Origin of the sequence: Brevundimonas mediterranea, from assembly GCF_011064825.1 — a bacterium.
Taxonomy (GTDB): Bacteria; Pseudomonadota; Alphaproteobacteria; order Caulobacterales; family Caulobacteraceae; genus Brevundimonas; species Brevundimonas mediterranea_A.
In genome coordinates, this window is the sequence record NZ_CP048751.1 from 2,410,558 (window position 1) to 2,427,111 (window position 16,554).

21 protein-coding genes are annotated in these 16,554 nt (G+C 68.0%); 17 read left to right on the plus strand and 4 right to left on the minus strand.

Annotated elements, in window-relative coordinates:
- Position 1 precedes the first annotated feature (1 nt).
- On the minus strand, positions 2–733 hold the full coding sequence (locus GYM46_RS11790) for a response regulator (protein WP_369733943.1): 732 nt from the start codon (positions 731–733) through the stop codon (positions 2–4).
- Positions 734–821: 88 nt separating this feature from the next.
- Here GYM46_RS11790 and GYM46_RS11795 point away from each other — a divergent pair, with 88 nt between their 5' ends.
- A complete protein-coding gene (locus GYM46_RS11795; RefSeq protein WP_008262906.1) occupies positions 822–1,700 on the plus strand; it encodes a branched-chain amino acid aminotransferase in 879 nt (292 codons plus the stop codon).
- Between the two features lie 7 nt (positions 1,701–1,707).
- Here the strand turns inward: GYM46_RS11795 and GYM46_RS11800 are convergent, their stop codons facing one another.
- Positions 1,708–2,343, minus strand: coding sequence for an NrsF family protein (locus tag GYM46_RS11800; protein WP_008261328.1), 636 nt, complete (start codon positions 2,341–2,343; stop codon positions 1,708–1,710).
- Entirely contained in the window at positions 2,333–2,875 is a 543-nt protein-coding gene (locus GYM46_RS11805; protein ID WP_008262768.1) for a sigma-70 family RNA polymerase sigma factor, read from the minus strand. The genes GYM46_RS11800 and GYM46_RS11805 overlap by 11 nt, the downstream gene beginning before the upstream one ends.
- 152 nt (positions 2,876–3,027) lie before the next feature.
- Between GYM46_RS11805 and GYM46_RS11810 the strand changes: the two genes are divergently transcribed.
- The 7 genes from GYM46_RS11810 (at position 3,028) to GYM46_RS11840 (ending at position 8,005) form a co-directional block, all read left to right on the plus strand.
- On the plus strand, positions 3,028–3,321 hold the full coding sequence (locus GYM46_RS11810) for a BufA1 family periplasmic bufferin-type metallophore (RefSeq protein WP_008261434.1): 294 nt from the start codon (positions 3,028–3,030) through the stop codon (positions 3,319–3,321).
- Positions 3,321–4,169, plus strand: a complete 849-nt coding sequence (gene bufB, locus GYM46_RS11815; protein WP_008260307.1) for an MNIO family bufferin maturase — start codon at positions 3,321–3,323, stop codon at positions 4,167–4,169. Before GYM46_RS11810 ends, bufB begins: the two co-directional genes overlap by 1 nt.
- Positions 4,166–4,930, plus strand: a complete 765-nt coding sequence (locus tag GYM46_RS11820) for an HvfC/BufC N-terminal domain-containing protein (RefSeq protein WP_008259636.1) — start codon at positions 4,166–4,168, stop codon at positions 4,928–4,930. The genes bufB and GYM46_RS11820 overlap by 4 nt, the downstream gene beginning before the upstream one ends.
- Entirely contained in the window at positions 4,927–5,355 is a 429-nt protein-coding gene (locus tag GYM46_RS11825; RefSeq protein WP_008261438.1) for a DoxX family protein, read from the plus strand. Before GYM46_RS11820 ends, GYM46_RS11825 begins: the two co-directional genes overlap by 4 nt.
- Positions 5,356–5,438: 83 nt before the next feature.
- A complete protein-coding gene (locus tag GYM46_RS11830; protein WP_008261852.1) occupies positions 5,439–6,713 on the plus strand; it encodes a NupC/NupG family nucleoside CNT transporter in 1,275 nt (424 codons plus the stop codon).
- A gap of 26 nt (positions 6,714–6,739) precedes the next feature.
- Positions 6,740–7,360 carry a glutathione S-transferase family protein gene (locus GYM46_RS11835; RefSeq protein ID WP_008258672.1) on the plus strand — a complete coding sequence of 207 codons (621 nt, stop codon included), beginning with the start codon at positions 6,740–6,742 and terminating at the stop codon, positions 7,358–7,360.
- A 6-nt stretch (positions 7,361–7,366) separates the two neighbouring features.
- Positions 7,367–8,005, plus strand: coding sequence for a YoaK family protein (locus GYM46_RS11840; protein ID WP_040349723.1), 639 nt, complete (start codon positions 7,367–7,369; stop codon positions 8,003–8,005).
- On the opposite strand, the gene GYM46_RS11845 is transcribed toward GYM46_RS11840, so the two are convergent.
- A complete protein-coding gene (locus GYM46_RS11845; protein WP_008262173.1) occupies positions 7,989–8,423 on the minus strand; it encodes a PaaI family thioesterase in 435 nt (144 codons plus the stop codon). The two genes, GYM46_RS11840 and GYM46_RS11845, sit on opposite strands and share 17 nt — an antisense overlap.
- Positions 8,424–8,470: 47 nt before the next feature.
- Here GYM46_RS11845 and GYM46_RS11850 point away from each other — a divergent pair, with 47 nt between their 5' ends.
- From GYM46_RS11850 to bla, 9 genes are all read left to right on the plus strand, one after another.
- Complete coding sequence (locus tag GYM46_RS11850; protein ID WP_035305639.1) at positions 8,471–8,773, plus strand: DUF3253 domain-containing protein; 303 nt, start codon at positions 8,471–8,473, stop codon at positions 8,771–8,773.
- Positions 8,763–9,371: a uracil-DNA glycosylase family protein gene (locus GYM46_RS11855; protein WP_008262127.1), complete on the plus strand. Its 609-nt coding sequence runs from the start codon at positions 8,763–8,765 to the stop codon at positions 9,369–9,371. The genes GYM46_RS11850 and GYM46_RS11855 overlap by 11 nt, the downstream gene beginning before the upstream one ends.
- A complete protein-coding gene (locus GYM46_RS11860; protein ID WP_008264358.1) occupies positions 9,368–10,411 on the plus strand; it encodes an alpha/beta fold hydrolase in 1,044 nt (347 codons plus the stop codon). The genes GYM46_RS11855 and GYM46_RS11860 overlap by 4 nt, the downstream gene beginning before the upstream one ends.
- Before the next feature lie 96 nt (positions 10,412–10,507).
- Positions 10,508–12,145: a flagellar basal-body MS-ring/collar protein FliF gene (gene fliF / locus GYM46_RS11865; protein WP_008259645.1), complete on the plus strand. Its 1,638-nt coding sequence runs from the start codon at positions 10,508–10,510 to the stop codon at positions 12,143–12,145.
- Positions 12,145–13,179, plus strand: a complete 1,035-nt coding sequence (fliG, locus tag GYM46_RS11870; RefSeq protein WP_008262778.1) for a flagellar motor switch protein FliG — start codon at positions 12,145–12,147, stop codon at positions 13,177–13,179. Before fliF ends, fliG begins: the two co-directional genes overlap by 1 nt.
- A gap of 1 nt (position 13,180) precedes the next feature.
- Entirely contained in the window at positions 13,181–13,828 is a 648-nt protein-coding gene (locus tag GYM46_RS11875; protein WP_008263439.1) for a hypothetical protein, read from the plus strand.
- Entirely contained in the window at positions 13,828–14,160 is a 333-nt protein-coding gene (gene fliN, locus GYM46_RS11880) for a flagellar motor switch protein FliN (RefSeq protein ID WP_008258919.1), read from the plus strand. The genes GYM46_RS11875 and fliN overlap by 1 nt, the downstream gene beginning before the upstream one ends.
- Before the next feature lie 69 nt (positions 14,161–14,229).
- A complete protein-coding gene (gene flbD, locus GYM46_RS11885; protein ID WP_008260706.1) occupies positions 14,230–15,648 on the plus strand; it encodes a sigma-54-dependent transcriptional regulator FlbD in 1,419 nt (472 codons plus the stop codon).
- A gap of 14 nt (positions 15,649–15,662) precedes the next feature.
- On the plus strand, positions 15,663–16,547 hold the full coding sequence (gene bla, locus GYM46_RS11890; protein ID WP_008260492.1) for a class A beta-lactamase: 885 nt from the start codon (positions 15,663–15,665) through the stop codon (positions 16,545–16,547).
- Positions 16,548–16,554 lie beyond the last annotated feature (7 nt).

Consider the following 16,554-nt stretch of genomic DNA (forward strand, 5'->3'; position numbering starts at 1 on the left):
CTCAGTCGGGCGCGAGCATATAGCCCACGCCGCGCACGGTCTGGAGATAGCGCGGATTCTTGGGGTCGGCTTCCAGCTTGCGCCGCAAGCGGGTGACCTGAACATCGACGGCTCGGCCGGTGATGTCGGCCGTGTCGGGCGACAGGCTCATGCGTTCGACCGGGGCGTGGGCGTGAAGCGCCAGGGTCTTCAGCAACTGGGCCTCGGCCTCGGTCAGGCGTTGGGGCGCGCCGTCGCGGATCAGCTCCAGCCGCTCCATGTCGAACACGGCCGTGCCCAGCTTGATCTCGCGTGGGCCGATGGGCTTGCCGCCCGTGCGGCGCAGGATGGCCTCGATCCGCAGCACGAGTTCGCGCGGTTCGAACGGCTTGGACATATAGTCGTCGGCGCCCCGCGACAGCCCCTCGATCCGATCCTCGGGATCGCCGCGCGCGGTCAGCAGCAGGACCGGCGTCTTCGAGGTCTCGGCCTTGGCGCGAACCCAGGAGGTCAGGTCCAGGCCGCTTTCGCCCGGCATCATGACGTCCAGCACGACCAGGTCGAACTCGATCAGCTCCATCATCCGCTTGGCCGCCGCCGCGTGGGCGGCGCCGGTGACGCGGTAACCCTCGCGCGACAGATACTCCTTCAGCAGTTCGCGGATGCGGTCGTCGTCGTCGACGATCAGCAGATGGCGACCCACGCCCGGCCCGGCGATGGGACCCGAGCGGCCATATGCGCGCGTTTCGGCCATGCTCATCCGCGATTCTCCCGATCCCGGCCGTTGACCTGAGCGATTCGGGGAGCTCTAACAGACAGACTTCTGCAGGAGACGTGTTTCAATGGCCTTCGTTCCTTTCGACGATCGTGATGGATGGATCTGGTTTGACGGCGATTTCGTGCCCTGGCGGGAAACGAAGACGCATATTCTGACCCATGCCCTCCACTATGGCTCGTCGGTATTCGAGGGTGAGCGTATGTACGGCGGCGAAATCTTCAAGCTGACGCCGCATTCGGAGCGCCTGAAGCGGTCCGCGAACCTGCTCGATTTCGAGATACCTTACAGCGTCGCTGAAATCGACGCCATCTGTAACGAAACCTGCGCCAAAAACGGCTTGCAGGACTGCTACGTGCGCCCGGTCGCCTATCTCGGCCCGGAACAGACCAGTGTTTCGGCCCTGAACAACAAGGTCCATCTGGCGGTGGCCGTCTGGGACTGGCCCAGCTATTTCGACCCCGAGGTCAAGGCGCGAGGCCTGCGTCTGGAATGGTCCAAGTGGCGCCGCCCCGATCCGAGGACGGCGCCGACGACCGCCAAGGCGGCCGGCCTGTACATGATCTGCACCATGTCCAAGAATACGGCCGAGCGGAACGGCTTCGCCGACGCCCTGATGCTGGACTGGCGCGGCTATGTGGCCGAAGCCACCGGCGCCAACGTCTTCTTCGTCAAGGACGGCGTGCTGCACACGCCCAAGGTCGAGCACATCCTGGACGGCATCACCCGCCAGACGGTGATCGAGATCGCCCAGGCCAAGGGGATCGAGGTCGTGGTGCGCGACATCCTGCCGGAAGAACTGTCGGACTTCTCGGAGTGCTTCCTGACCGGCACCGCCGTCGAGGTGACGCCGGTGGCCGAGGTGGGCGACTATCGCTTCACGCCGGGCGCCCTGTCGCTGGACCTGATGGAGACCTACGGCCGGCTGGTGCGCCGCCAGGCCTGAGGCGGCGTCACCAACGCAGGGCGAAGCGGCCGACGGCGGCGCCGATCAGGCCGGCGGCCGCGACCCCCAGCGTATACCAGGTGGCGACGAAGGCGGCGGTCGCCTCGCCACAGTGCAGCAGACCATAGGCGGTGGCGGCGATGCCGCCCGTCGCCAGACCCAGCGCCAGACCGGCCGTCGTCGGCCGTGTCGGCGCCAGCCGTCGCGCCGACAGGAAGACCAGCGGCGCGGCGAAGGCCGAGACCAGCACGATGTTGCGGCCGCAGATGTCCCAGGTCTGGCCCAGCCAGCCGGCCATCCGTTGGCCCGGCGGCGTTAGAACCGTCTCGATCCCGCCCCAAGCCACGGCGATCCCGACCACAGCCAGCAGGGCGAACAGGGCCGGCCGCGGGTCCAGGCCGGGCCGTCCCAGCCGCGTCGCCAGCCAGATCGCCGTCTGGGCCAGGGCGGCCGTATAGATCGCCTTCAACCAAGGCGTGGGCGCCTGCAGCGCCTGGGTCAGGTCGGACCGCGCCCCCAGCAACAAGATGACCGCCACCGCAGCCGCGCCGCCGGCCCAGGCCAGCAGCGCCGGGTCCAGTCGGGCGGGGCGCACGGGCTCTATACCGGCGGCCAGGGCGTCGATCAGGTCTTCAGTCTTCATTTGGGTTCACGCTGGCGACCAGCGTCTTCATGGAGCGGTGGACGCTGACCTTGGCTGCGCCCTCGGTAAAGCCGTTGCGCTGAGCCGCTTCGGCCAGGCTGAACCCGCCGATCCGCACATCCTCGATGAGGCGGCGCTGGCGCAGCGGCAGGATGGACAGGACCTTCTTCAGATCCCGGCGGACGACGCCGTCCTCGACCGTGTGATCTGCCAGCAGGACCGACGCCTCCTCCAGCGGCACGTCGTGACGGCGGCCCTGGCGGCGGAAATGATCGATCAGCTTGTAACGCGCGATCGCATAGGCCCAGGCCGTGAAGGGCAGCGACCGGTCATAGGTCGCGCGCTTGGCGTGAATGGCGATCAGGCAGTCCTGCACGAGATCCTCCGCATCGGCTTCGCAGCCGGTCAGGCGACGTTTGAAGAAGGGGGTCAGGGCGCCGCGCATTTCGGTCAGCAGGGCGCGCCAGGCCGCGGGGTCGCCGTCGAGACCCCGCAACATCAGACGTTTGAGCTCGGCTTCCTTGTCGACCACGCAGCATCCCATTCGCGCCGGACGGGGCGAAGGTTACACGCCCGGCGGCGGACGACGACGAAATATTTCTCGTAACCTTCGCCGCGCCGGGACCGAAACCTCTGCTGTCAGGCCGCTCCGCCCCGGACGGCTGTCACACAGGAAATCGTCCCATGAATATCTCCGCCAAGATCCTGGTCGGCGCCGGCGCCTTGCTGGCCCTGGGCGCCAACGCCGCCGCCGCGCAGAACCGGCCCACGGCCCAGCAGGAAAACGCCATGGAGAAATGCTATGGCGTGGCCAAGGCCGGCCAGAACGACTGCGCCGCCGGGCCCGGCACCACCTGCGCCGGCACCTCGGTGCGCGACTATCAGGGCAATGCCTGGAAACTGGTCGCCAAGGGCACCTGCGCCTCGATCCAGACGCCCAAGGGCAACGGTTCGCTGACCCCGATCGCGAACCGCTGATGTCCGCCGCTCCGACCGCCGGACTGGGCCTGAAGCCCCAGCACTATTCGGAGGCCGCGGCCTGCCCGGCGGCCGGAGCCCAGCGCGGCCTGTGGTTCGAGGTTCATCCCGAGAACTACATGGTCGCGGGCGGCCCCCGCCTGTGCTGGCTGGAGACGGTGCGCGCCGTTCGCCCGCTGTCGCTGCACGGGGTAGGCCTGTCCCTGGCTGGAGATGAACGCCCGGACCGCGACCATCTGGCCCGTTTCCGCGCCCTGATCGACCGGTTCGAGCCCTTTGTGGTGTCCGAACACCTGGCCTGGTCGCGGCGGGGCGGCGTCTATCATCCCGATCTCCTGCCCGTCCCGCGCAGCCGCGAGATGCTGAACCTGGTGTGCGACCATGTCGACGAGGTGCAGCGCGTCCTGGGGCGGCGGCTGCTGATCGAGAACCCGTCCGCCTATCTGGCCCTGGCCGGTCATGAGTGGGACGAGGTCGAGTTTCTGGTCGAGATCGCGCGGCGGACCGGCTGCGGCCTGCTGATCGACGTCAACAATGTCCATGTAAGCGCCTCGAACATGGGCTTCTCCGCCGAGGCCTGGCTGGACGCCGTACCCGGCGAGCTGGTGGGCGAAATCCATCTCGCGGGCCATCGCCCCGATCCCGTCTGGGGCGAGGCCCTGCTGATCGACAGCCACGACGCCCCCGTGTCCGAGATCGTCTGGGCGCTCAATGACCGTCTGATCGCGCGCATCGGTCCCCGGCCGACCCTGGTGGAGCGTGACGGCGATGTTCCCGAATTCCCGGTCCTTCTGGCCGAACAGGCGCGCGCCGCCGCAGCGATGACCGCCGTGGAAGCCGTGGCGTGACCGGGTTTCACGCCGCTTTCGACAGGGCGTTGACCGGCGACCTGGACGCCCTGTGGCCGCACCTGGAGCCGGGCGACCGGACGCTGGGGGCGCTGTCCGTCTATCGCAACACGACGATCAAGGCGCGGATCGACGCCCTGGAGGCCAATTATCCCACCGTGTTGCAGATGGTCGGCGAGGACTGGTTCCGCGCCGCCGCCGCCGCCTGCGTCGCAGAACAACCGGGCGATACGCCGGTCCTGGCTGACTACGGCGCAGGCTTTCCCGACTGGCTGGCCCGCTTCGAGCCGGCGCGGGACATGACCTATCTGGCGCCCTGCGCCCGGCTGGACCGGGCCTGGACCCAGGCCCATCTCGCGGAGGATGCGACGCCGTTAAAGGCGCAGGAGGCCGCCGCGCTCGGACCCGCCCTGGCGGGGGCGACGGCGGCTCTGCACCCATCGGTCCGGCTGTTCTGGTTCGAGTGGACGGCGCCCTCGCTCTGGCTCGCGCATCGCTATCCGTCCCCTGACGCGTCTCTTGAATGGCGGGCCGAGGCTGAAGGCCTGCTGGTGCACCGCTCGGGCGCCGAGGTGCAGGCGCGGCGGTTGAGTCGCGCGGAATGGGTCTTTCTGGACGCCTGCCGCCTCAGCCGGCCGTTCGGCGTCGCTGCGGCTGCGGCCCAGGCCGCCTCGCCCGGCCTGGATCTGTCCGCTGTTTTCGCCGCCCTCATCGCGCTCGGCGTCTTCACTTCACCCTCAATCCCGAAGGACCGATCATGAACCGCATCGCGGATATTCACCGAGGCATCACCGCCGCCGTACCCGAGGCCGGTCTCGCCCTGTTGCTGCGCGTGGGCGTCGCCACGCCCTTCTTCCTGTCGGGGCGGACCAAGGTCGAGGGGCTGCTGACGATCACGCCCTCGACGCGCTACCTGTTCGCCGAGGAATACCGCCTGCCCCTGCTGCCCGCTGACCTGGCGGCGCATCTGGCGACCTATTCGGAACATCTGCTGCCGATCCTGCTGGTGCTGGGTCTGGCGACGCGGCCGGCGGCGGCGGGCCTGCTGTTCATGACCCTGGTGATCCAGGTCTTTGTCGAGCCGGGCGGGTGGCCTGTCCACCTGCTTTGGGCCGGACCGCTATCCTATCTGATCGCGCGGGGACCGGGCGCGATCAGTCTGGACCGTGTGCTGAAGATCGACTGATACGCGCACGCCCCTTGTCAGCCGCGTCACTTTGTCCTTGAAGCGGATGAAGCCGGCGCGGGCCGGTCAGGGATCCATCTTTCATGTTCAGCCTTCTGAACCTCCAGAGCCTGTTCGGCCTGGTCGTCATCATCACCCTGTGCTGGGCGATTTCAGAGAACCGCCGTGTCTTTCCCTGGAAGCTGGCCCTGGGCGCCGTGGCGGTTCAGGCCGGGCTGGTGCTGGCGCTGTTCGGCATTCCGGGGTCGCGCACGGTGCTGGCGGCGGTGACGGGCGCCATCGACGGGCTGGCGGTTGCGACGGCCCAGGGGACGCGGTTCGTGTTCGGCTATCTGGCCGGCGGGGACCAGCCCTATGCGGTTCAGAACGAGGGGGCGCTGTTCACCTTCGCCTTCAACGTCCTGCCGCTGATCATGGTGATCTCGGCCCTGTCGGCCCTGTTGTGGCACTGGAAGATCCTGAAGTGGCTGATCCGCGGCTTCGGCCTGCTGTTCCAGCGCACCATGGGCCTGGGCGGCGCCTCGGCCCTGGCGGTGGCGGCCAACATCTTCCTGGGCACGATCGAGAGCCCCATCGTCATCAAGGCCTATCTGGACAAGCTGAGCCGGTCCGAGATCTTCCTGATGATGACCGTGGGCCTGGCGACCGTGGCCGGTTCGACCATGGTCGCCTACGCCAGCATCCTGTCCCAGACCCTGCCCAACGCCGCCGGCCACGTCCTGGTCGCCTCCATCGTTTCGGCCCCGGCCGGGGTGCTGCTGGCGCGGATCATCGTGCCCGAGCCGGACAAGGAAGCCATCCAGTCGATCAGCTATGACTCGGCGCTGAAGTACGACAGCAGCATCGACGCCATCTCCAAGGGCACCTCGGACGGCCTGATGGTGGTGCTGAACATCTCGGCGGTGCTGATCGTCTTCGTGGCCCTGGTGGCTCTGGTCAACATCATGCTGGGCGGCTTCGTCGTCTTCGGCGAGCCGCTGACGGTCGAACGGATCCTGGGCGTCCTGTTCACTCCCTTCGCCTGGCTGATCGGGATCGAGGCGCGCGAGGCGGCCCTGGGCGGCTGGCTGCTGGGCGTCAAACTGACCCTGACCGAGTTCGTGGCCTTCATCAATCTGGGCAAGCTGCCGGCCGAGGCGATGAGCGAGCGGACGCGGATGCTGATGACCTACGCCCTGTGCGGCTTCGCCAATATCGGCTCGGTCGGCATCACCGTAACCGGTCTGTCGGTGCTGATGCCTGAACGCCGGCACGAGGTGCTGAGCCTGATCTGGAAGGCCCTGTTCGCCGGCTTCATGGCCACCCTGATGAGCGCGGCCGTCGTCGGCGCCTTGCCAGCGGCTGTGTTTGGGCAGTAGGTTTTTCAAAAGAACGGAGGCGCCCGATGAAGCTCTACACCTCGCACCGCGCGCCCAATCCGCGCCGGGTCCGCTGGGTCATGGCCGAGAAGGGCGTCGAGGACGTCGAACTGGTCGAGATCGACATTCTGACGGGTGATCACAAGAAGCCGGAATATCGCGACAAGGTCGGGGTGCCCCACCTGCCGGCTCTGGAGCTGGACGACGGCACGACCATTTCGGAATCCGTGGCCATCGGCCGCTACCTGGAGGCACTGTATCCGGAACCCAATCTGTTCGGTCGCGATGCGCGCGAACAGGCGGTGGTCGAGATGTGGACCCGCCGGTGCGAATTCTATCTGTCCAACCCGATCATGCTGAACGTGCGCCACTCGCATCCGGCCCTGGCGGCGCTGGAGGCGGTGCAGATTCCCCAGGTGGCCGACTACAACCGGCTGTCGGCCGAGCGGTTCATGAAGACCCTGGACCGGCATCTGGCCGAGCGGGAGTTCATCGCCCTGGACCGGTTCACCATCGCCGACATCGTCGCGGTGGTCGGCCTGGATTTCGCGCGGATGGTTCGCTATCGCCCCCCGGCCGAGTTCGAGAACCTGCACCGCTGGTTCGACGCCTGCCGAGACCGACCGGCGGCCAAGGCCGGGGTCTGAACGGCCTTGCGGTTGCTGACGCCGTCGGATCGTTGGCTGGCCCTGCTGCTGGCGGGGTTGGCGGGCTATGTGGACAGTCTGGGCTTTCTGCATCTGGGCGGCGTGTTCGTCTCCTTCATGAGCGGAAACTCCACCCGGTTCGCCGCCAGCGTGGCCGAGGGACAGTGGCCGGCGGCGGCGCATCTGGCCGCCATACTCGGCCTGTTCGTCCTGGGATCCTTCGCCGGCGCCCTGGTCGCGGGCGGCGAGGACGTACGCTCGCGTAGTCGGGTGCTGATGTTCGAGGCCTTGCTGCTGGCGCTGGCCGCCGCTGCGGCGGGCGCGGGGCTGACGCCTGCCGCCGTCGGCCTGATGGTCATGGCCATGGGCGCCGAGAACTCGGTCTTCCTGAGAAACGGAGAGGTCGGGGTCAGCTTGACCTATATGACCGGAACCCTGGTCAAGCTGGGGCAGGCCTTGGCCGGCGCTGTAAAGGGCGGAGACCGATACGCCTACAAGGCCTATCTGACCCTGTGGGCAGGGCTGAGCTTCGGGGCTGTGCTGGGCGCCCTGACCTTCGGCCGTCTGGGACTGGCGGCCCTCTGGCCCGCCGCCGGCTTCGCCGTGCTTATGGCCCTGATCGTGCGGCTCAACCGCGCGGCGTGAACTTGCGGATCACGCCCGAGAAGGTCATCAGCAGCCGTTCCCCCGTGTTGATCTGGCCGCGCACGAAGATCAGGCTCTTGCCCGCCTTGGTGACCTGGCCGGTCGCCTCGATCAGTTCGCCGACATAGGCGCCGTCGATGAAGGTGGAGTCCAGCTGGACCGTGACGCCCGAGGCGCCCTCCATCTCCTGATAGGCGATCTGGAACATGGCGATGTCGGCGAAGGTCATCAGGCATCCGCCATGCATCCGCCCGCCGGCGTTCATGTGCTTCTGCTCGGCGCGGAAGGCGCAGCGCATGTGACCGTCAGGATCGAGCTTGCCGTAGAAGGGCCCCACCACGACGTCGAAGGTGTCGTGGAGGTCATAGGTCTGCCAGCCGGCGAATTCGCCCTCGGTGACGGTGATTTTCTTCGGCATGACGACTCGGCCTTACTTCTGGTCTCGCTGTGCAGCATATAGGCGCAATGAGCGATCCGATCGAAACCGCAATCCTGAACAAAATCGCCGGGCTGGAGCCCGGCAAGAGCATCGAGCCGGCTGAAGTGGCCAAAGAGCTACAGCCGGAGCAGTGGCAGCGCATGCTGCCCAAGGTGCGCGCCCTCGCCCTGAGCCTGATGCGCCAGGGCAAGCTGACCATCACCAAGAAGGGCAAGCCGGTCGATCCGGACAATTTCCGAGGGGTGACGCGTCTGCGCCAGCCGACCGAGGAAGAGACGGCCCTGGCGCTGAGCCGCCGTCCGCCGGTCGTCGAGGATGATGACGACTGATCTCGATGCAGTCCTGAGCGACATCCGCGCCTGCCGCGCCTGTGCGGGCGTGCTGCCGCATACGCCGCGCCCGGTGGTGCGGGTCTTTCCCGAGACGCGGCTGCTGATCTGCGGCCAGGCGCCGGGGCGGCGGGTGCATGAAAGCGGCCTGCCGTTCAACGACCCGTCGGGCGACCGGCTGCGCGACTGGATGGGCGTGGACTATGACAGCTTCTACGCCGACCGCCGCATCGGCGTGGCGGCCCAGGCCTTCTGCTATCCGGGCACGGCCCCGAAAGGGGGCGACCATCCGCCGCCGAGCCGGTGCGCCGACCTGTGGCGGCCGCAGTTGCTGGACGCCCTGCCGCAGATGGAGCTGACCCTGCTGGTTGGCGGCTACGCCCAGGCCTGGGCGCTGAGCGAGCGGGCGAAGCGGAACATGACGGAGACCGTACGGGCCTGGCGAGACTATGCGCCGGACATTCTGGCCCTGCCGCATCCGTCCTGGCGCAATACGGCCTGGTTGAGGAAGAACCCCTGGTTCGAGGACGAGGTGGTTCCCTATCTGCGGGAACGGGTGCGTTCGATCCTGACGCCCCCCGCAAGGATGCGCGCATGAAAGCCGCCTTCCCCGCCGCCGCCATCGCTCTGACCTTGGGAGCGTCCGCCTGCGCCGCGCCCCACATCCAGCCGCCGCTGACGCCGCCGCCGGACTTCGCCGGCGCTCACGTCGAGGATCGCGCCCTGGTCATGTCGGACGGGGCGCGGCTGCCCTATCTGCGCTGGGGGCCGACCGATCGGGCGCCCTGGGCGGTGATCGTGGCCCTGCACGGCATGAACGACCACGACGCCAGCTTCCGTCTGGCCGGCCCGTGGTGGGCCGAGCAGGGGATCGAGACCTGGGCCTATGACCAGCGTGGCTTCGGCGCCGCGCCGGGGCGGGGCGTCTGGGCCGGGCAGGCGCGGATGACCGACGACCTGCGCGAGGTCACGGCCCTGGCCCGCGCCCGCTATCCCGACGCCGTCATCGCCGTGGTGGGCGAGAGCATGGGCGGATCGGTGGCGGCGGCCGCCTTCGGTTCAGACAATCCGCCGGACGCCGACCGGCTGGTGCTGCTGGCGCCGGGGGTCTGGGGGTGGTCGACCCAGGGGCCGCTGAACAGCGCGGCCCTGAACATCGCGGCGCGCGCGCTCGGCGATGTGGCGCTGGAGCCGCCCGAGTTCATCACCCGCGACATCCACGCCTCCAGCAATACGCTGGAGCTGATCCGCAACGGGCGTGATCCGATGAACATTCTCGCGACCCGGTTCGACACCGTCTACGGCCTGGTCGATCTGATGGAGACGGCGTCGCGCAGCCTGGGCCGCATCCGGGGCGACGCCGTGCTGATGTATGGCGCGCACGACGAGATCGTGAAGCGGGGGCCGATGCGTCTGGCCCTGGAGCGGGCGCTGGCTGACGGCGGCGCCCTGAAGACGGCCTGGTATCCGAACGGCTGGCATCTGCTGAATCGCGATCTGGACGCCGAGATCGTTTACCGGGACGTCGCCGCCTGGCTGAGGAATCCCGACGCGGCGTTGCCGTCGGGCGCGCCCGCGGTGCTGCCGGAGCTGGAGAAGCCGGCCGCTCCCGATGGCCGAGCGGCGAGCCGGCGGTGACCCCGTAAACGTCTCTTAACGTGACGTTTACCATCCAGGCGGCATTTTCTGCCTAGCGGGGCGTCAGTGTCTCCCGCGAGTTTGGGGCGGGAACGCGTGGGCGGCTTTACAGCGGCGTTGCAGAAGTTCGGGATCGGCCGTCTGGCGGCCGTCCTCGGCGTCGCCGCAGGCGTGACCGCCGTGCTGGTGGCCGTCATGCTGCGCATGGGTCAGGCGCCGGACGCCCTGCTGTATTCCAATCTGGATCTGCGCGAGGCCGGCGAGATCACCACGGCCCTGCAACAGGCCGGCATCAAATACACCTCGAAGGGCGACGGTTCGACCGTGATGGTGAACCGGGACGACGTCGGTACCGCGCGGATGCTGATTGCAGGAAAGGGCCTCGTGACCTCTGGGTCGGTCGGCTACGAAATCTTCGACAACCAGTCGGTGCTGGGCCAGACGGAGTTCCAGCAACAGCTGAACGAGCAGCGCGCCCTGCAGGGCGAACTGTCGCGCACCATCATGTCCATGCGCGGCATCACCGCCGCTCGCGTCCACATCACCATGCCGCGTCGCGAGATGTTCACCGCTGCGGCCGGAGATCCCACAGCGGCCGTTCTGGTCGGGCTGGGCGGTCGGGATCTGACGCCTGACCAGGTGCGGGCGATCCGCAACCTGGTGGCCTCGTCCGTGCCGAACCTGAAGCCTGACCGCGTCACCGTCGCCGATCAGAACAACCGCACCCTGGCGGCCGGGTCCGATGACGGAACCTTCTCGTCCGCCTCCGCCGCCGAGACCAAGGGCAATACCGAGGCCCAGCTGCAGTCGCGGATCAAGGATATCGTCGAAGGCGTGGTCGGCATCGGCGCCGCGCGCGTCCAGGTCACGGCCGACATCGATCAGAGCCGCTCCACTACCCAGGAGCAGAAGTTCGATCCCGACGGTCAGGTCGTGCGCTCGACCACCGCCAATGGCTCGCAATCCTCGGACACCACGGGCCAGAACGACGGCGGCGTGACGGCCGCCAACAACATCCCCGGCGGCGCGCCGCCTGCCACCACGCCGGCCGGCGCGACCAGTGCGGAAAACGCCGAGACGACAAATTACGAGATCTCGAACACCACCACCACGACGACCAAGGAGCCGGGCGAGGTCAAGAAACTCGCCGTCGCCGTCGCTGTCGATGGCAAGTGGACCCCGGCCGCAGACGGCAAGGGCGAGCCGACCTATGCGCCGAGAACCGCCGAGGAGATCGCCCAGATCAAGTCCCTGGTCGCCGCCGCCGCAGGCATCGACGAGGCGCGGGGCGACAAGATCGAGGTGATCAATGTCCGCTTCAACCACGACACCGGCATCGCCGGCGGTCTGGAAGGCAAGTCGTCGCTGCTGGACTTCTCCCGCACCGACGTGATGCGTCTGATCGAACTGGGCATCCTGGCCGTCGTGGCGTTGCTGCTGATCTTCTTCGTGCTGCGTCCGCTTTTGAAAACGGCGGGCGGCGCGGCGCCTGGGGCTGTGGCCGCAGCCCCCGCCGGCCTGCCCGTGGCCACGGTGACGACGACCGTCATCGGCGCCGACGGTCAGCCCCAGCTGGTGCAATTGCCGGCCCCGAACGAAATGGATCAGAAGATCGACATCGCCCGTATCGAGGGTCAGGTGAAGGCGTCTTCGGTCAAGAAGGTCGCGGATTTCGTCCAGGCGCACCCGGATGAGGCCGCCGGGATCCTGCGCAACTGGGTGGCCGAAGGCTGATGGCCAAGCTCGTGACCAAGAAGCTGTCGATCGACGATCCCAACAAGCTGACGGGGCCTGAAAAGGCGGCCGTCATCCTGCTGGCTCTGGGCGAGGAGCACACCGCCCTGTGGGAACGGCTGGACGACGAGGAGGTCAAGGAGATCTCCCAGGCCATGGCCACCCTGGGCAATGTCACCGCCGAGGCGGTCGAGGCCCTGATGATCGAATTCGTCTCGGGCCTGGCCGGCTCGGGCTCGGTCATGGGCAGTTATGAACAGACCCAGAGGTTGCTGGCCGCCTTCCTGCCCAAGGACCGCGTCGATGGCCTGATGGAGGAAATCCGGGGTCCGGCCGGCCGGACCATGTGGGACAAGCTGGGCAATGTGAACGAGGCGGTTCTCGCCAACTATCTGAAGAACGAATACCCGCAGACCGTCGCCGTCATCCTGTCCAAGGTGCGTTCGGACCACGCCGCCCGCGTGCTGACCGCACTGCCGGAAGATTTCGCCCTGGAATGCGTGCAGCGGATGCTGCGCATGGAGCCGGTGCAGCGCGAGATTCTGGACAAGATCGAGGCGACGCTGCGGACCGAATTCATGTCGAACCTGGCGCGCACCTCCAAGCGCGACAGCCACGAGATGATGGCCGACATCTTCAACAGTTTCGATCGCCAAACCGAGGCGCGCTTCATCGGCGCCCTGGAAGAACGCAGCCGCGAATCCGCCGAACGGATCCGCGCCCTGATGTTCGTGTTCGAGGATCTGTCCAAGCTGGACCCCGGCGGCGTGCAGACGCTGCTGCGGGCGGTGGACAAGGACTCCCTGGGCCTGGCCCTGAAGGGCGCCTCCGAGCCACTGCGCGAGATGTTCTTCTCCAACATGTCCGAACGGGCCTCCAAGATCATGCGCGAAGACATGGAATCCATGGGGCCGGTCCGGCTGAAGGACGTCGACACCGCTCAGATGGCCATGGTGCAGGTGGCCAAGGATCTGGCCGCCCGCGGCGAGATCATGCTGGCCGGCCAGGGCACCGACGACGAGTTGATCTACTGACATGAGCACTCCCTTCGCCTTCGATACCGAGTTCGACGCCGACGGTTCGGTGGTGCGCGAAAGCGCCTGGAAGCCGACCAAGCGCAGCTATCTGCCGGCCGAGGTGGACGCCCTGGTCGCCCATGCGCAGCTGGAGGCGCGCCAGCAGGCGCTGAACGAGATCGAGAACATCCGGGCCATGGCTCTGACCAATATCGCCCAGGGCGTGGCGGCGGCCTTGCCCTCGCTGAGGAACGTGGCCCAGACGCATCGTGAACAGTCGGCCGACCTGGCCCTGGCGGCCGCCCGGGCCATCGGCGGCGCGGCGCTGGAGCGTTTCCCCCAGGCCCCCTTGCGCGCCGCCCTTGAGGCGCTGGCCCAGGAGATCGACGCCTCGCCGCGTCTGGTCGTGCGCGCGGCCGGTCTGGACGACGAAGGCCGCGCCCAGATCGAGAGCGCCTGCGCCGACAGCGGTTTCACCGGCGTCGTCGCCTTCCGCGACGAGCCGGGCATGGGAGTTGCGGCCTTCCAGCTGGAATGGGCCGACGGCCGCGCCGACCACGATCCGGAAGGCTCGGCCACACGCGTGGCCGAAGCTCTGACCGCCGCCCTGGCCGCCGAGGCCGGGCACGCCGAACCCCCTATCAATACTGACCGGAGTGATTTCTGATGGCCTCCGACGATCTTTCGCTCGAGGAGTTCCCGGACTCCACCGCCCTGGCCGTGGTCGATGATCATGGCGACAAGACCGCCGCCGACCTGGCCACGGTCTTCGAGGTGCCGGTGAACATCTCGGCCGTGCTGGGCAAGTCGCACATGTCGGTGGCCCAGCTGCTGAAACTGAACAAGGGGTCGGTGCTGGAGCTGGACCGCAAGGTCGGCGAGGCCATCGACATCTTCGTCAACAACCGTCTGATCGCGCGTGGCGAGGTCGTCGTCGTCGACGACCGGCTGGGCGTGACCATGACGGAAATCATCAAGACCGAGGACTCGGGGGGCTGAAGCGACGCCGCGCAGGTTCTGCGCGGCTGAACAACGGCGACCCGGATGAAAGTTTAGAGGAGAAGAACAATGCGTCTTCTGGTGGTAGGCAGACTGAGCGGACAGCTCGCTTCGGCGGTGAAGATGGCCATGGCGCACGGCGCCAAGGTCAGCCACGTCGAGCGCGCGGATCAGGCGACCGAGCAGTTGCGACGAGGGCAGGGCGCCGACCTGCTGATGGTCGATTACCAGCTCGACATCGCGGCCCTGATCGCCGCGAACGAGGCCGAACGGATTACGGTGCCGGTGGTGGCCTTCGGCGTCGACGCCGATGCGCGTGAGGCTGCGGCGGCGATCAAGGCCGGGGCCAAGGAGTTCATCCCCCTGCCGCCCGACGCGGAACTGATCGCCGCCGTCCTGGCCGCTGTCGCCGACGACGAGAAGCCGATGATCTCGGCCGACCCGTCGATGAAGGCGGTGTTGCAACTGGCCGACCAGGTGGCGCGCTCGGAAGCCTCGATCCTGATCACCGGCGAAAGCGGCGTCGGCAAGGAGGTGATGGCGCGCTACATGCACGACAATTCGCGCCGGTCGGAACGTCCCTTCATCAGCGTCAACTGCGCCGCCATTCCCGACAATCTGCTGGAATCCGAACTGTTCGGGCACGAGAAGGGCGCCTTCACCGGCGCCGTCGCGCGCCGGATCGGCAAGTTCGAAGAGGCCGATGGCGGCACCCTGCTGCTGGACGAAATCAGCGAAATGGACGCCCGGCTGCAGGCCAAGCTGCTGCGCGCGATCCAGGAACGGGTCATCGACCGCGTCGGCGGCTCCAAGCCGGTGTCGGTCAATATCCGCATCATCGCCACGTCCAACCGCGACCTGGCCCGCGCCGTGTCGGAAGGCACGTTCCGCGAAGATCTGCTGTACCGGCTGAACGTCGTCAATCTGCGCCTGCCGGCCCTGCGGGAGCGGCCGGGCGACATCGGGGTTCTGGCCGAGCATTTCATCAAGAAATACGCCGCCGCCAACGGCGTGCCGGTTCGGCCGATCTCGGCGCGCGCACGCCAAGCCATCAGCGCCCACCGCTGGCCCGGCAACGTCCGTGAGCTGGAAAACGCCATGCACCGGGCGGTGCTGCTGGCGACCGGGCCGGAGATCGACATCGACGCCATCCGCCTGCCGGACGGTCAGCCCCTGACCCCGGCCTCGGGCATGATGGGCGCGGCCTCGACGGGTCAGGAAAACCCCTACGGCGGCGGCGTCGCGGCGCGGGCGGCCCAGGCGGCCGATGCGGTGACGCGCAGCTTCGTCGGTCAGACGGTGGCGGCGATGGAAAAGACCCTGATCCTGGACACCCTGACCCACTGCCTGGGCAACCGCACCCATGCGGCCAATATCCTGGGCATCTCGATCCGCACCCTGCGCAACAAGCTGAACGAATACGCCGACGAGGGCACGACCATCCCGGCGCCCCAGTCGGGCGTCTCCGCCTCGGGCTACGCAGCCTGAGCATGGGGCGCGGTGTGGACAGACGAAAGCTGATCGCCGGCGCCGGTGCGCTGGGCCTGGCCGCCTGCACGCCGCGCACACAGGACGAGATCCCGGCCGAAAAGGCGCCGGACTTCTTCCTGAGCGATCTTGAAGCGCGTCACGGCGGCCGGCTCGGCGTCGCGGCCCTGGACGTCGCCAGCGGCCGACGCGTGCTGTGGCGCGGCCAGGAGCGGTTCGCCTTCTGCTCGACGTTCAAGGCCTTTCTGGCCGCCGCCACCCTGGAGCGGGTGCAGCGCGACGAGGAGAGCCTGGATCGCGCCGTCGCCGTCACCCGCGCCGATATCGTCCCCCATGCGCCTGTGACCGAAAAGGCCGTGGGCCGTACGCTGACGATCCGCGAACTGATGCAGGCGACGGTGGAGGTCAGCGACAATCCGGCCGCCAACATCCTGATCCGCGAAATGGGCGGAATCGCCGTATGGCGTTCGTGGTGGCCGACCTTCGGCGACACCACCACCGTGATTTCGCGCCTGGAGCCGGACCTGAACACCGCCCTGCCCAACGACCCGCGCGACACCTGCCTGCCCGAGCAGACGTTGGCCAATATCCGCGAGATGGCCTTCAGCGAGCGGCTGACGCCGGAGAACGACGCCCTGCTGCACGGCTGGCTGACGGCCTCGCCAACCGGCCCGAACCGGATCAAGGCCGCTGCGCCCGAAGGCTGGACCGTGGCCCACAAGACCGGGACCGGCGCCAACGGCACGGCCAACGACATCGCCATGCTGACGCCGCTGAGCGGTTCGCCGGTCATCGTCGCCGCCTATTTCACCGGCGCGACCGAGGCGACCGACGATCAGCGCGACGCCGTGATCGCCGAGGCGACCCGCCGCGCCCTGAAGGCGCTGGGCCGTGACTGATACGCCC

Bases quoted from the DNA above. Each gene is read 5' to 3' on its own strand.
- GYM46_RS11855 (WP_008262127.1), top strand. From the start codon at position 8,763: ATGACGACTGATCTCGATGCAGTCCTGAGCGACATCCGCGCCTGCCGC.
- flbD (WP_008260706.1), top strand. From the start codon at position 14,230: ATGCGTCTTCTGGTGGTAGGCAGACTGAGCGGACAGCTCGCTTCGGCG.
- GYM46_RS11790 (WP_369733943.1), bottom strand. From the start codon at position 733: ATGGCCGAAACGCGCGCATATGGCCGCTCGGGTCCCATCGCCGGGCCG.
- GYM46_RS11795 (WP_008262906.1), top strand. From the start codon at position 822: ATGGCCTTCGTTCCTTTCGACGATCGTGATGGATGGATCTGGTTTGAC.
- GYM46_RS11835 (WP_008258672.1), top strand. From the start codon at position 6,740: ATGAAGCTCTACACCTCGCACCGCGCGCCCAATCCGCGCCGGGTCCGC.
- GYM46_RS11810 (WP_008261434.1), top strand. From the start codon at position 3,028: ATGAATATCTCCGCCAAGATCCTGGTCGGCGCCGGCGCCTTGCTGGCC.
- GYM46_RS11845 (WP_008262173.1), bottom strand. From the start codon at position 8,423: ATGCCGAAGAAAATCACCGTCACCGAGGGCGAATTCGCCGGCTGGCAG.
- fliG (WP_008262778.1), top strand. From the start codon at position 12,145: ATGGCCAAGCTCGTGACCAAGAAGCTGTCGATCGACGATCCCAACAAG.
- GYM46_RS11875 (WP_008263439.1), top strand. From the start codon at position 13,181: ATGAGCACTCCCTTCGCCTTCGATACCGAGTTCGACGCCGACGGTTCG.
- GYM46_RS11830 (WP_008261852.1), top strand. From the start codon at position 5,439: ATGTTCAGCCTTCTGAACCTCCAGAGCCTGTTCGGCCTGGTCGTCATC.
- GYM46_RS11800 (WP_008261328.1), bottom strand. From the start codon at position 2,343: ATGAAGACTGAAGACCTGATCGACGCCCTGGCCGCCGGTATAGAGCCC.
- bufB (WP_008260307.1), top strand. From the start codon at position 3,321: ATGTCCGCCGCTCCGACCGCCGGACTGGGCCTGAAGCCCCAGCACTAT.
- fliN (WP_008258919.1), top strand. From the start codon at position 13,828: ATGGCCTCCGACGATCTTTCGCTCGAGGAGTTCCCGGACTCCACCGCC.
- GYM46_RS11860 (WP_008264358.1), top strand. From the start codon at position 9,368: ATGAAAGCCGCCTTCCCCGCCGCCGCCATCGCTCTGACCTTGGGAGCG.
- GYM46_RS11825 (WP_008261438.1), top strand. From the start codon at position 4,927: ATGAACCGCATCGCGGATATTCACCGAGGCATCACCGCCGCCGTACCC.
- GYM46_RS11850 (WP_035305639.1), top strand. From the start codon at position 8,471: ATGAGCGATCCGATCGAAACCGCAATCCTGAACAAAATCGCCGGGCTG.